This window comes from Bacillus sp. FJAT-29937 (assembly GCF_001509555.1).
Taxonomy (GTDB): Bacteria; Bacillota; Bacilli; order Bacillales; family Cytobacillaceae; genus Cytobacillus.
In genome coordinates this window covers 194175-207309 of the sequence record NZ_LMAS01000004.1, presented here as the reverse complement: position 1 = coordinate 207309, position 13135 = coordinate 194175, and the positions used below count along the sequence as shown (strand labels likewise).

Sequence of the window (13135 nt, the reverse complement as noted above, 5' to 3'; positions counted from 1 at the left end):
GGCGGGATGATACGAAGGAGAGGAACATAGCCAGATGGAGGAGAAAGAGCTCATACATAGCGCGAAATCAGGCAATAAACGCGCTTTAGCCATGCTTTTTCAAAATAATTACCCCTTCTTAGTTAAGTATTTAATTAAAGTGACAATGAATCCTGATACAGCAGAAGACCTTGCACAGGAGACAATGGCTAAATGTATTGAAAAAATTCATTTATACCAATTTAAATCAAAGTTTTCATCTTGGCTTATTTCAATCGCTACGAATTTATATATTGATCATCAGCGAAAGAAGAAAAGAGAAAAAGCATACCAGATGGATGAAGAGCAGCACAGAAAGCTAAAATGGCATTTCGAAACGAGGAATGAAGAATGGAATGATGCCATGTCCGCTTTAGGAAAATTGGCGGATGATGTAAGAATTCCAATCATATTAAGACATTATTACGGTTATTCCTATGATGAGATTGGGGAGTGGATGAAGCTATCCCCTGGTACGATAAAGTCAAGAGTTCATAACGGAATTATGGCTGTCAGGAAGGAGCTGAAAATAAATGACGAACACGAGAGAAGATCTACATCAAGATGAAGACTTATTATTCGTCATGAAAGAAATTGAACACGGGTTAGAAAAAATTGATCAAGGTACCTCGATTAATACACCAAATATAGAGTGGTTTGAGAATTTGATTGTAGAAGAGAAGAAAAGTTTAAAAAAGAAGCTTATTTTCGATGCTTCACTTTTCGCATTTATTGCCTTAATTATTTTGAGCGGGATATTATTTGCCCTATACCGTGTTCCTGTAGTCTTCTTCACGATACAAGCGCTTACTGTTATGTTTATTTGTGGATTCGCGTCATTTCAGTATATTAAACAGGTGAAGGAAACATGAATGAAGAGGTTTCTTTTCCACTACTTATGGTTGTAGCCGTTATATTGATCAGTCAAAGTACCTTTCTATTCACAAATGCAAGGAAACATGGACATAACTATTGGCTTTGGGGAATCATCGGCTTAATCCAGGCGCCTCTTCCGACATTAGTCTATTTGCTATTCGTCAGGAAGCTATGGAAAAAGTTGAAAAAGTCATCTTTAAGGAATGATGATTGATGGGGAAACTAAAGCAGCCGTTTCTGCTGTTAACTATTGTAAGCCAAATACTTGGACTCATTATGCTGTTTATCAATGTTAAAATAGCCATTTTGATTTATGTCATATACGCTGTTCTGTTTATACTTATTTTTATCATATTAATCATGGAGAGAAAGAAAGAAAAAGAGGAGGAAAAACGGAATGATTATCGTAACTATTGATTCTGTACCGGGGAAAGAAATTAAAGATTTTAAAGGGTTTGTCAGGGGAGGATGCATACAATCTAAGCATATCGGCAAGGATATCATGGCTGGCTTACGGACGATTGTCGGCGGAGAAATAAGTGAATACACAGAGATGATGGATGAAGCAAGGCAGAAGGCTATTGGGCGAATGGTAGACGATGCCAGATCAAAAGGAGCAAATGCGATTATCGGTATGCGTCTCCAATCTTCAGCAGTAATGCAGAATGCTTCTGAAATTATTGCTTATGGTACGGCTGTATATGTTGAATAAGTGATTGAAATAGATTTGGTGAATAAAGAGTTCATAAATATGTCACCGACTTGTCATGAAATGTTCCTTTCTGTTCATAAAATTCACCCTTTTTCTATGCTATTTTTAACGTATAAATAGAATCAGGGAGGAATTTAAAGTGGAACAGCTTTCAATTACATTAGTTATTGCCAGTATTATGGTCCTTGGTTATTTTATCGGATATACAGTTGTGAAACACTAAAAACTGCTTGCCCATGCAAAGCAGTTTTTTTTTGTCTAGCTTAAGCGCCTACCCCCTCGAGGACACAAGCCAAGCCTCCCAGAAAGGTAAAGGGCACACCTTTCCGGGAGGCTCGTCTTGTGCTTGTCGGGGGTGGGCAAGGCGCTTAAACTTTTCTATATACCCATAAAAGTCCAAAAATAGGGAATAGAATATAAGGAAGGAATTGTATTTAACAACAAGTAAGGAGTGGTTTCATGGATAATTTTCGGATTGAAAGAGATACGCTCGGAGAGATAAAGGTTCCAGCAGATAAATATTGGGGCGCACAAACACAAAGAAGCCGGGAAAACTTTCGGATTGGCATTGAAAAAATGCCGGTGGAGGTTATTTATGCCTTTGCCAAAATAAAAAATGCGGCTGCTATTGTAAACAATAGGCTTGGAAAATTAACAGAAGCAAAAAAGGAGGCCATTGTTCAGGCAACCGAGGAAATTCTTGAAGGGAAATTTGATGAACATTTTCCACTAGTTGTCTGGCAGACAGGAAGTGGTACACAATCCAATATGAACGTAAACGAAGTTGTGGCAAGAAGAGCGAATGAACTCCTGCAGTCAAATGGAGACACCGATACAAAGGTGCATCCTAATGACGATGTGAATATGTCTCAGAGCTCAAACGATACGTTCCCGACAGCAATGCATGTAGCAGCATATATCGAAATAGCCGAAAAGCTGATTCCCTCCCTTCAAGCATTGAAGAAAACCGTCCGCCAAAAGGAAGACGAGTTTCAAGCGATTGTGAAAATTGGAAGGACTCATTTGCAAGATGCGACCCCATTGACATTAGGGCAGGAAATAAGCGGTTGGCGCGCTATGCTTGATAAATGTGAGCGGATGATCACGGAAGCAATGGATTATTTACTAGATCTCGCCATTGGGGGAACAGCAGTAGGCACAGGCATTAATGCAGATAAATCCTTTGGGGTAGGGGTTGCCAAAGAAATTTCGAAACGAACGGGCCATGCTTTCCGTTCATCAGACAATAAATTTCATGCCTTGACAAGCCATGATGAGCTTGTATATGTGCATGGGGCTTTAAAGGCGTTGGCTGCTGATCTTATGAAAATAGCCAATGATGTCAGATGGCTTGCCAGTGGACCGAGAAGCGGGATTGGGGAGCTTTCAATCCCCGCTAATGAACCAGGAAGCTCTATAATGCCAGGAAAGGTTAACCCGACACAAAGCGAGGCACTCACAATGATCGCCTGTCAAGTATTCGGTAATGATGCAACAATCGGTTTTGCCGCAAGCCAAGGGAATTTTGAATTAAATGTCTTTAAGCCAGTTATTATTTTCAACCTTATCCAAAGTGTCCGCCTTTTAGCGGATGGGATGGATTCATTTAATGAAAAATGCTTTGTTGGTTTAGAAGTAAATAAAGAGATTATTTCGGATCATGTAAATCGATCTTTAATGCTTGTCACCGCTCTTAATCCTCATATCGGCTATGAAAAGGCTGCTGAGATTGCAAAGCTTGCATTTAAAGAAAATAGTACATTAAAAGAAGCGGCACTAAAGACCGGCTATGTTACAAGTGAACAATTTGATTTGTGGGTGGATCCTGCAAAGATGGTATAGCTTTCTGAAAGGAATGGAAAAGCCCCCTTCTAAAAGGGGGCTCAAGCCATGTCATATTAAATTGTGTTTAACAAATTATTATTGATGGTGTCCGCCAAGTTGTTGTTCAGCCATTTGAACTAGGCGCTTTGTAATTTCTCCTCCAACAGAACCGTTGGCACGAGATGTTGTTTCAGGACCTAAGTTTACGCCAAATTCGTTTGCAATTTCAAACTTCATTTGGTCAAGTGCTTGTGCTACTCCTGGTACTAGTAATTGGTTTGAGGAATTGCTTCTTGTGTTGTTGTTCATAATTGGTTCATCTCCTCATAAAATTTTGTTAGTATGGTTGGGTTAGCCGGAGTTGCACCGACACAAGATCTACTTGTTACCTCTAACTGGTTTAACCCATCGGTTAGTGGAAAGTTGTTTGTGTGTCTGTGTACTCTATATTATGGAGTTTTTCTGAACGCTTATTCTTTTTTTGTAGTGGGAATTGTTTCCTAATGGTTTTGTCATAACTATTAAAGTATTTACGAACGATAAGGTTATGGAAATCGAATGACATCATTAAGAATGGAGCGGGGGCATAGAAATGGCGATTTGTCCAATCTGCAATGGATTTGAGGAAATTAAGAAAAAGTGCTCATCTTGCGGAAATCGAGTTTACGATCAAGGAAGGATTATGGATTATTACGATGATTATAGTGCATACATGCCTATTGATCTCATGAAATTGGAAAATGGCTATCCAGCTGACTACACCAACAAAGAGTGCCCACATTTATTGAAATGTTTATCATGCGGAAATCAGGAGATCTCCTTTATTATAGAATAAATTCCATCAAAAAATAGCACCCTCATTTTGAGTCAGTGCTATTTTTTTTAGCCATTTTTTGAAATGCTAGTTATTCAGCTGTGTATGGCGGATCTTCTTCAAAAAGATCTCTAGCTTCCTCAATATTCGTTGTTTCTTCTCTCATATGTACCGATCCGCCCGACATACCTTCATTAATCATTCGGTCAATGTCTAAATAAACTTTGTCTCTTCCCTCATAATGAGAATCATCTTTTACATTTTTATTATCAGGCATGCAGTGCCCTCCTTTGGATATAATAAGGTTTATCATTCCAAAGAAGCTATGAAAATATACAAATCACTGATCATAAACATGAAAAAGCATCAATTCATGAATTTGTTCCATCAATTTAATCTCATCTTCTCCATTTGGCGTGTTTGAGGTCCATTCGATTTTACCATTTTGATGATAAATCCCATTAAATTTCTGTTTGTTAAAGTAAAAGGAAAATTTCCATCCAGGTAATTGTTTGTTTTCGTATAAAGGCTTGTATTGAAAATGCGTTAACATATCCCTGACCCCCTTTTCTATATCTTACTCCTTTTTGCCAAACAACCCAATAAAATAAATCAGCCATAAAAAAACAGTCCACCTTCGGACCCTCTTTATGTGGACTGCGGAATTATAATCCAGCTAACTCAAGAAATAGACTGGCCAACGTTTGAAATCTTTTCTTTTCTATTTCCTGCTCATCAAAGCGCATCGGCTTGGAATTGATTTCGTATATGACATACTTCCCGTCTGCTGTGATTCCTGCATCTATTGAAAATTCGCCAAAGAAACCAATTTGCTTTGATAATAACTTTCCAGCTCGATTGGCCAATTCAGTAATAAACTGATCATGCTTTTCCGATTGTAATTGTTTATAGGGAAGAATAATTCCGCCATTAGGAACATGGGTGGTAATGTTTTGTTCCTTTGATTGCCGGATGCCGATGCCTGTTACGTTAAATTGATTATTGACATAATGGACAAGAATCCGAAAGTCAAACCGCTTTCCATTATATAACAACGGATTGATTGCTTTTTGGGCAATATACGACTTCTTCAAAAAAACCGAATTCCACTTCAACCAAAAGGTATGGAAATCTTCATATAGAAGTAATTCCTCTTGCCCCTGCAATTGAATGGTGGAATCTTTATTTAATGAAGCAAGGTAAATGCCCTTTCCTTTTGAACCTAATGATGGCTTTATATATAATTGACGATGCTTTTGAAAAAAAGTCTGAAATGGAGATTTTTCACAGATTTTTATTGTTTCCGGGATTAGCTTTTGGAAATAAGAATCCTTGGATAATACTTGATATAATTCATGTTTATCAAGGAAACATGTATTAAAAAAGGGAATGTTTTTGCTTTTGAAAAATTGATAAGCTTCATAAAATGAATCAGATTTTTCAATTCTGCGAAAAGGTACCCGATTATAAATCACATGCGGGATCGGGCATTGAACAGTGTACCATTTATCTTTAGTGGGAAGATACATATATCCGCTTATTGAATTATCGTTAATATTTTGAGGAGTGAAAACGATGGATAGCCCGCCGTTTTTCATGATTTCTTTCTGAAGTTCTTTAAATAATCTGCCATTCCCAGTCACTTTATTATCCTTTTTTCTGCCTGTTAAAATTCCAATTAAGGGAACCTCCTCTTTAGGTGAAATAGGAAAGAAGAGGCTCCGTGCGGGCGCGGAGCTCACCATTTGAACGGGGTGCTTATTGAAGCCTAATGTTTTCGATTGTTTATTAAGAGTAAACCAATTTTTAAGTTCAAAGTCATAAAAAATGCTCATCTAAAAACTTCCTCAGGACTCAAAATCGCCCTTTCAGCCAAAAATACAGCAAAGGATAAGGAAAGCTTTCTCGTTAAAAAATCAAATTCCTTCAGCTCTGGATGTTTAAAAATGGATCTGCCTGGTTTGGAATTAGCTTCGAATAGCCATACATTTCCTTGCCGATCAAGCCCGAGGTCAAATCCAATTTCACCAATAATCCCTTCCATATTTTCTTCCAGCGCTTTGCTTAATAATAACGCAGCATCTGCTAGTTTTGTTTCTGCAAGCCTTTGTTCCTCCAAAGATGGAAAAACCTCAGCCATCGTTTGGATGACGCCGCCGCTCTTTACATGAGTTGTCACACTTCCAGCTCCTGCCACTTTAGCTGCAATGGCCGTAACAACCCAGTCTCCATAATTATTTTTATTTGTGTGTACCCTAAAGTCGATTGGCCGCTGATCTTTTCGCAATAGATGAATTCCTTGCTGAATAAGCATTCGATTTAATTTTTTTCCAGAAAAAACATGATTCATTAGCCCTTCCAAGCTGTTATATTTCAGCAGCTTATTTTCACCCTCACGGCTTCGGAATCTGCAAAAATAATATCCATTCGCTTTATCATATAAGATTTGATGGATTCCTAAGCCGAGACTTCCATTTATCGGCTTCATATATACATGCCCGTATTCGCTCAACATTCTTTCAATTTCAGAAAAGGAAACAAAGGGATGGGTTTCCGGCAAGAATTTTGCAATTGCGTCATCTTGAATTAGCCGGTCAAAAATATCTAATTTATTAAAAAAACCAGGATTATACCATGGAATCAAATATTCTGATTGCAGCCTTTCCTTTATATTTTTCTGCTCCGCTTTTCTTTCGCTCTTTCGGTTAGGCAGCCGGTCATATATCACATTAGGAAAGGGAACCTCAAATGTCTTCCATCCGTTATCGTGATAAAATAATCCGTTGATCAATCCTTGTTCCCAATCAATATGCTGCTCCCCAAATACAAAGGGCATGGCGCCAACAGCCTTTTTTACCGAAAGCAGTTTGGCAAAGAACAGGCTCCGTTCACCGATTGGCCGCATCTGAAAAGGGGTGAAGCCTGATGTGAAAATGCCAACGAGTGGTCCTATAAAAAGAGTTTCATCGTCATTGAAAATATGAAGAGGAACCTTTAAATCCGGAAGCTTTAGCTGCTCAGCGATATCCTTGCTAAGGCTGATCAGTTCCCTATTATTTGGCTGAATGTCTATTTTCGTTTCAATGGATTTTGACCCAAACGCAATTTTTGATAGGCTGGTATTTGGAATGGCTTCATTTGGAATATAGACTTGTTGGGAGATGTCATGAAGAATTTCTACTTGGTATTGTTTTCTCATTAATTTGTCTCCTTTCAACATCTAATCTTTTTCCGTATAGAAGGGGGGAGGTATATAATGAATCTTCTAAAGATGGATTCGTCGTTAAAGCAACCTTTCGTCCAGGCTTAGAGTTGATATCCAATATCCAGATGGCATGATCTTTACTTATTCCAATATCCACGCCTATTTCAAAAAGCGGAGGAAAATGCTGTTCTAATATTTGCGGCAAGGATCTCAAAACTTCATTTATTTCATTAGTAAGGTAATCTCTTTTTGAAGAAGGATATGCTGCCAGCCAATCCTTATAAGCAGAAATCGTTCCTCCCGCACTAATATTCGAAACGATCCCGTTTTCTTTCCCAGTTCTTACCCCTTTGGCTATTTCTTTCCACTCTCCATATTCATTCTTTTGCAGCAAAACTCTAATATCAAAGGGCTGATTCCTTTCGTTTGTAAGCTCTTTGAATTCCTGAATTAAATATTTTCTTTCTTTAATAAGGTAATCAATCCAAGATATGGCCTTCTCTTCATAAGGGAATAGGCGTGTAATCGTTTTATTTTGTTTGTCTGTTTGAACGGTGATTTCATTATTTTTCTTTTCTAAATAGTAAATTCCTCTGCCTTGAGAGCCATTAACTGGTTTCATCATGACCGGCTTATTCGGAAAAAGGTGTTGAATGACATTTTGGCCCGAAGTTACTTCACTCGATTTCAACAAATAAGGTGATAGGATAGAATTTTCAAGCGCATGATATAATTCCAATTTATTTGGGAGGCCGTATCCTAAAAATAATAGATCCTTTTTCGTTTTTAGCCATTTTACAATTGCTTTGCATCGTTTGGAATGAGGATCTTCATTGTAGAAACAACGGTCATAAAGGATTTTAGGAAGTGGAAATTCACAAGCCTCCCATTCATTTGTTTCAGGATTAAAAAAGTCCCCGTTCACATTTTCTGAAATGGGATTAATATTAGAGGGGACAAATCGATAACAGACCATTTCCAGCTGGTGTGCTCTTTTGGCGATTTCGTTAAAATAATGTTTTTCATTAGATGTTTGCAATGTCATTAACCCAAATGACAGCATGAACAATACCTCCTTGAAGTAAGACATAGTCGTTTTAGATTTATATGAATAATCATGGTATTGATTGTTATATGGAAAATGTTAAGTAAGTGCAGTATTCCAGTAAAGCCTTTGTAGAGGGCCGGATTTTATTTTCATTTTCTCCGAGGTTCTTGGAAGGTTTGGCATTTACCTCAATGATCCAAAGCTTTCCGCTTTCATCCACCCCGATATCTATTCCAAGCTCCCCCATCAAGCCTTCGGAATGATTGCTTATAATAGATGAGGCCTCTACTGCAAGTTCCTTCATAAGGGCAAGCTGCTGGATGGCTGTTTTTCGATCCGATAATTTTGTTAATACGTGAATAGGCTTCTTGATTTCTCCGCCTCTTGCAATATTCGAAACAAATTGCTGCTCAGCTGATATTCTTGCTACTGCGGAGGTAGCCTTCCAGGAGTTTTGTGAATTTCGATGACAAAGGATTCGAAAATCTAGCTGATTATTTTTATATTTTATTAAAGGGATACCTTGCTGCACAATATAGGTGTTCTTCTCAAGAAATGGCTGAATCCATTTGTAAAGCTCGCTGTATGCATTAAACAAATATGTGTGGTCCCGCCCCTTTGAAGTGGATAATTCTGCTTGAAGCGAATGATTTATTTTTGTAACCTTAATAATATTTCTGCCTTGGCTTCCATTGATAGGCTTTATAAATATAGAATCGTATTTATTCTTTAATTCTTCCAAAGCTTGCTCTGATGCTAGTAATGTTTCGGGAAGAAAGGGATGCAAATACTCTGCAGAGATTAATAAGTCATTGACCGTATTTTTTGAAAGAAAGTGATCATTAAATATAGGAATATTGTGAGAAAAAATCGCCATCTTAAATTTTTGGAAAGATTCGCTTGCTTCAAGCCTGCGTGAATGTATACGATTATAAATGACATTAGGGAGAGGGACAGGAGATTTATGCCAGCAATCATCTAGCAGAAAATAACCCTTCATCATCCCATGCGAAAAATCAGGTAATGAAAACACATAGAAAAAGCCGCCTATTTCCGATATTACTTCGTGCATTTCCTTGCAAAAACTATGGATGGAGCGAAAATGAGGTTCCGAGTCTTCCGGAAAACTAATTTCAGTCAATAAGCCAATTACCGGACCAAAGGTAAGGGTATTTTCTTTATTAGAATACTGTGCCATAAATTGCATTTCCTGTACTGGCAGAATGAACTCTCGGAATAGTTCTTCACTCATGATGATTTCATCTTTTGTAATGGGTCCACTCTCAATATTGACGGAAATGCGCTTGTTTCCCACAGCGATATCGAATGGTTTAGCTTCGTCCATTCTCCAATAATGAATGAGGGAATGGCTAACTTTTATAGAGTGAACCTTTTTTTGAAACGTTTTGGTCGGAACAATCGTAATAGGTAATAATGATAACGTCATGATCATTCCTCATTTTTGCAAATTTTATATGCATTAATAATGAAAAAATAGGCAAAAGCTGATAAAGTATCGTATGTAAAAAAGGTTAAAATTGTGCGCAAGTCCAGATGGAAGGTAGATGTTTTATGCAAATCTTATTGACAATATTATTAATGATATCGATTGGGGCCATAATTGGCGGGTTTACGAATTATCTTGCAATAAAAATGCTTTTTAGGCCTTATAAAACTTTATATATTGGAAAGTGGAGAGTGCCATTTACTCCCGGTTTAATACCAAAGCGCCGAGACGAGCTTGCAGAACAAATGGGGAAGATGGTCGTTAACCATCTTTTAACTCCTGAAAGTATTCAAAGGAAATTTTTGAATGATAATTTCCAAAAGGAAATGACGGGAGTTGTTCAAAAGGAACTGGGAAATTTCTTAACAAGTGAGAAAAGCCCGGCACAACTATTAGATAGCTTAGGGATACAAAATATCCATGAGAAAACAGAAAAGCGTTTGAATGAGTTGATTGAGCAAAAGTTTGAAAGTATGCTTGATACCTATCGCGATCGGCAATTAAAATTGATTATTCCAGAAAAGATGATTGAAAAGGTTAATGAAAAAATCCCTGAAATCAGCAAGTTTATTCTCCAAAAAGGGATCGATTATTTTTCAAGCTTTGAAGGAAATATGCGGATTCAAAAAATGGCCGATGATTTTTTAAAGGAGCGAAGCGGTGTTCTTGGAAGCATGATGCAAATGTTTATGGGGAACATCAATATTGCGGATAAAATACAGCCGGAAATTATCAAGTTTTTAAAAAATGAGGGCACAGCTGATATTATTACTGAACTATTAAAAAATGAATGGGATAAAGTTCTTGAATGGGAAGCGGCAAAGATTGAAAAACAATTTAATAAAGAAGATATTCTTTCTTTTGTGAAGAAAAGCGTTAGTAATATCATAAAATTAGAAACAATATTTCATGCGCCGATTTCTAAATTGAGTGAAGCTTACCATGCAGAAATCATTGATAATATGGTGCCAAAAAGTGTTGAGTTGTTTGGAGGATGGCTAACCGGACGCATTGATATGTTAATGGAAAGGCTGCGACTGCAGGAAATTATTCGGGAACAAGTAGAAGCATTCTCTGTCGAGAGACTGGAAGAAATGGTTCTTTCCATAATTAATAGCGAATTAAAAATGATTACTTTTTTAGGGGCATTGCTTGGTGGAATTATTGGGCTGTTCCAAGGGATTATCGCCATTGTGCTCTAGAATAAGTTCACCAATTTTCAGATACACGCCTCGCATTGAATGGCATATTTTGTTATAGTGAAGTGAGTGCCCAAAATGAAAGGGGTTTTAAAAGATGGCAGTTAATTTATTTAATATTGCAGGTGAACTTGAGCAAGCAGTAAGGCAAAGCAATGAATATATTATGTTGAAGCAAGCTTATGCTGAGGTCAATGCTGATCCGTCAGCAAAGGCGATGTTTGATAACTTTCGCCATATTCAAATGCAGCTCCAGCAAAAACAAATGATGGGACAGGATATTTCTGAAGCAGAAGTTCAGCAGGCGCAACAATCTGTTGCCCTTGTGCAGCAAAATCCTAAAATATCCAAGCTAATGGAAGCAGAACAGAGAATGAGCATGCTTATTGCTGAGTTAAATAAAATCATTATGAAACCACTTGAAGAATTATATGGTCCACTAGGCTAATTTCCATAATTGATAATGAAAACCGCTCCTTATTATAGGAGCGGTTTTCATATATATAATTATTTGGTTGTACCTTTAAAACCTGCCGCCAAGCTGCTGCTCAGCCATTTGCACAAGGCGCTTCGTAATTTCTCCACCAACTGAACCATTTGCTCTTGAAGATGTTTCTGGGCCAAGGTTCACACCGAATTCTGTTGCAATTTCGTACTTCATTTGCTCAATTGCCTGAGAAACTCCTGGTACTACTAGCTGATTTGAATTGTTGCTTCTTGCCATGTAAATCATCTCCTTTGGTGTAATTAAATGTTACAATCCTATTTTTTATTGAATAATTACTCTTTATACATTTTTATTATTGGTAATTTTTTCAGGGGTATGAAGTTTTCATAGGGATTGTTCTATTCCTTTTTCTCTTTTCATAAAAGTGTAATAGGACAATTTTACTCTCGCGATAGGGGGCAATTTGATGATTTACAAGCTGTTAGCGTTAAATATTGATGGTACTCTTCTTCAATCAAATGGAAGACTTCATAAATCTACAAAAGAAGCGATCGATTATGTGCAGCAAAAAGGGATCTATGTAACACTAGTTACGGCAAGAAGCTTTCCATCTGCAAAAAAAGTGGCTAAAGCATTAAAATTAGACACATCCATTGTCGCACATAGTGGAGCTTATATTGCAAGCTCAAGGGATAAGCCCATTTTTGTCAGGCGGATTGCAGAGGATGTAACGTATGAAATTGTAAGGCTGCTTGAAGGATTTTCCTGTCAGATCCGATTGGTTCATGAAAAATATTCGTTGGCCAACAAATCAAAGCTAAATCATAATATGCTTGCTAAGACTGTCTTTTCATCAGGTGATCCGATTTTTTATTCACAGCAATTTGTTGATTCCTTAAGTGACACCATTCTTGATGACCCTGTCAATCCTCCAAAAATTGAAGTTTATTTTGAGGATGAAACAGATTGCAAGGATGCCGCAGCTGCCATAAAAGGCATGTTTTCAGAAATTGATATCCTTCAGCTGAATAAGCTTCGCATCGATATTATGCCGGCTGGAGTTTCCAAGCTTAATGGCTTGTTGTATTTAGGGGACCACTTGGATATTGCCCGCAGTGAAATGGTTGTAATTGGGGACGGGATCGATGATCTTGGCATGATTGAAGCTGCCGGACTCGGTGTTGCCATGGGAAATGCCCCTGTAGAAGTTAAAAAAGCAGCAGATTGGGTCACACGTCCGAATAATCAGCACGGCGTCACCTATATGGTGAAGGAGCATTTCAGAAAGCAGCATCCAATTGAATTTCTGAAGAAAATGAACTTATTGAAATAGTTTTGTTTAAAGGGAGTTGATCTAATCGGATCAGCTCTTTTTCACATCTTGACCTAATAAAGTCATTTCTGTACACTTATATAAGTTCATAATAATACAATTCCAACTGCCATCAAATCTATTTTGATGGTATTTTCACTATATTGATAAA

At 37.5% G+C, this 13135-nt stretch carries 18 protein-coding genes; 10 read left to right on the top strand and 8 right to left on the bottom strand.

What is annotated here, in order from left to right; translation table 11 throughout:
- Positions 1–34 precede the first annotated feature (34 nt).
- From sigY to fumC, 6 genes are all read left to right on the top strand, one after another.
- Positions 35–586 (top strand): RNA polymerase sigma factor SigY, encoded by a 552-nt coding sequence (gene sigY / locus AR328_RS11185; RefSeq protein ID WP_066295094.1) that lies wholly within the window; start codon positions 35–37, stop codon positions 584–586.
- A complete protein-coding gene (locus AR328_RS11180) occupies positions 552–890 on the top strand; it encodes a YxlC family protein (RefSeq protein ID WP_066295093.1) in 339 nt (112 codons plus the stop codon). The genes sigY and AR328_RS11180 overlap by 35 nt, the downstream gene beginning before the upstream one ends.
- Positions 887–1108 (top strand): sigma-Y antisigma factor component, encoded by a 222-nt coding sequence (locus AR328_RS11175; RefSeq protein WP_066295092.1) that lies wholly within the window; start codon positions 887–889, stop codon positions 1106–1108. The genes AR328_RS11180 and AR328_RS11175 overlap by 4 nt, the downstream gene beginning before the upstream one ends.
- Complete coding sequence (locus AR328_RS11170) at positions 1108–1311, top strand: hypothetical protein (protein ID WP_066295091.1); 204 nt, start codon at positions 1108–1110, stop codon at positions 1309–1311. Before AR328_RS11175 ends, AR328_RS11170 begins: the two co-directional genes overlap by 1 nt.
- Positions 1292–1606, top strand: coding sequence for a YbjQ family protein (locus tag AR328_RS11165; protein WP_066295090.1), 315 nt, complete (start codon positions 1292–1294; stop codon positions 1604–1606). Before AR328_RS11170 ends, AR328_RS11165 begins: the two co-directional genes overlap by 20 nt.
- A gap of 459 nt (positions 1607–2065) precedes the next feature.
- Positions 2066–3448 (top strand): class II fumarate hydratase, encoded by a 1383-nt coding sequence (fumC, locus tag AR328_RS11160; RefSeq protein WP_066295089.1) that lies wholly within the window; start codon positions 2066–2068, stop codon positions 3446–3448.
- Positions 3449–3526: 78 nt separating this feature from the next.
- On the opposite strand, the gene AR328_RS11155 is transcribed toward fumC, so the two are convergent.
- Positions 3527–3739 carry an alpha/beta-type small acid-soluble spore protein gene (locus tag AR328_RS11155; RefSeq protein ID WP_066295088.1) on the bottom strand — a complete coding sequence of 71 codons (213 nt, stop codon included), beginning with the start codon at positions 3737–3739 and terminating at the stop codon, positions 3527–3529.
- Between the two features lie 283 nt (positions 3740–4022).
- Between AR328_RS11155 and AR328_RS11150 the strand changes: the two genes are divergently transcribed.
- Positions 4023–4265, top strand: coding sequence for a hypothetical protein (locus tag AR328_RS11150; RefSeq protein ID WP_066295087.1), 243 nt, complete (start codon positions 4023–4025; stop codon positions 4263–4265).
- A 70-nt stretch (positions 4266–4335) separates the two neighbouring features.
- Here the strand turns inward: AR328_RS11150 and AR328_RS11145 are convergent, their stop codons facing one another.
- From AR328_RS11145 to AR328_RS11120, 6 genes are all read right to left on the bottom strand, one after another.
- Complete coding sequence (locus AR328_RS11145; protein ID WP_066295086.1) at positions 4336–4521, bottom strand: hypothetical protein; 186 nt, start codon at positions 4519–4521, stop codon at positions 4336–4338.
- A 63-nt stretch (positions 4522–4584) separates the two neighbouring features.
- The gene (locus tag AR328_RS11140) at positions 4585–4797 is read right to left on the bottom strand and encodes a YheE family protein (RefSeq protein ID WP_066295085.1); all 213 of its coding nucleotides are present in this window, start codon (positions 4795–4797) and stop codon (positions 4585–4587) included.
- Positions 4798–4909: 112 nt separating this feature from the next.
- A complete protein-coding gene (locus AR328_RS11135; protein WP_082677195.1) occupies positions 4910–6079 on the bottom strand; it encodes a YheC/YheD family endospore coat-associated protein in 1170 nt (389 codons plus the stop codon).
- Positions 6076–7443 (bottom strand): YheC/YheD family endospore coat-associated protein, encoded by a 1368-nt coding sequence (locus tag AR328_RS11130; protein WP_066295084.1) that lies wholly within the window; start codon positions 7441–7443, stop codon positions 6076–6078. Before AR328_RS11130 ends, AR328_RS11135 begins: the two co-directional genes overlap by 4 nt.
- Entirely contained in the window at positions 7409–8512 is a 1104-nt protein-coding gene (locus AR328_RS11125) for a YheC/YheD family endospore coat-associated protein (RefSeq protein WP_066295083.1), read from the bottom strand. Before AR328_RS11125 ends, AR328_RS11130 begins: the two co-directional genes overlap by 35 nt.
- A gap of 67 nt (positions 8513–8579) precedes the next feature.
- Positions 8580–9944, bottom strand: coding sequence for a YheC/YheD family endospore coat-associated protein (locus AR328_RS11120; protein WP_066295082.1), 1365 nt, complete (start codon positions 9942–9944; stop codon positions 8580–8582).
- 125 nt (positions 9945–10069) lie between these two features.
- On the opposite strand from AR328_RS11120, the gene AR328_RS11115 reads away from it, so the two are divergent.
- Positions 10070–11206 (top strand): DUF445 domain-containing protein, encoded by a 1137-nt coding sequence (locus AR328_RS11115; RefSeq protein ID WP_066295081.1) that lies wholly within the window; start codon positions 10070–10072, stop codon positions 11204–11206.
- A 94-nt stretch (positions 11207–11300) separates the two neighbouring features.
- Complete coding sequence (locus AR328_RS11110) at positions 11301–11651, top strand: YlbF family regulator (RefSeq protein ID WP_066295080.1); 351 nt, start codon at positions 11301–11303, stop codon at positions 11649–11651.
- A 75-nt stretch (positions 11652–11726) separates the two neighbouring features.
- Here AR328_RS11110 and AR328_RS11105 read toward each other — a convergent pair whose 3' ends face one another.
- Complete coding sequence (locus tag AR328_RS11105) at positions 11727–11927, bottom strand: alpha/beta-type small acid-soluble spore protein (RefSeq protein ID WP_066295079.1); 201 nt, start codon at positions 11925–11927, stop codon at positions 11727–11729.
- 190 nt (positions 11928–12117) lie between these two features.
- Between AR328_RS11105 and AR328_RS11100 the strand changes: the two genes are divergently transcribed.
- Complete coding sequence (locus AR328_RS11100; protein ID WP_066295078.1) at positions 12118–12984, top strand: Cof-type HAD-IIB family hydrolase; 867 nt, start codon at positions 12118–12120, stop codon at positions 12982–12984.
- Positions 12985–13135: the final 151 nt, after the last annotated feature.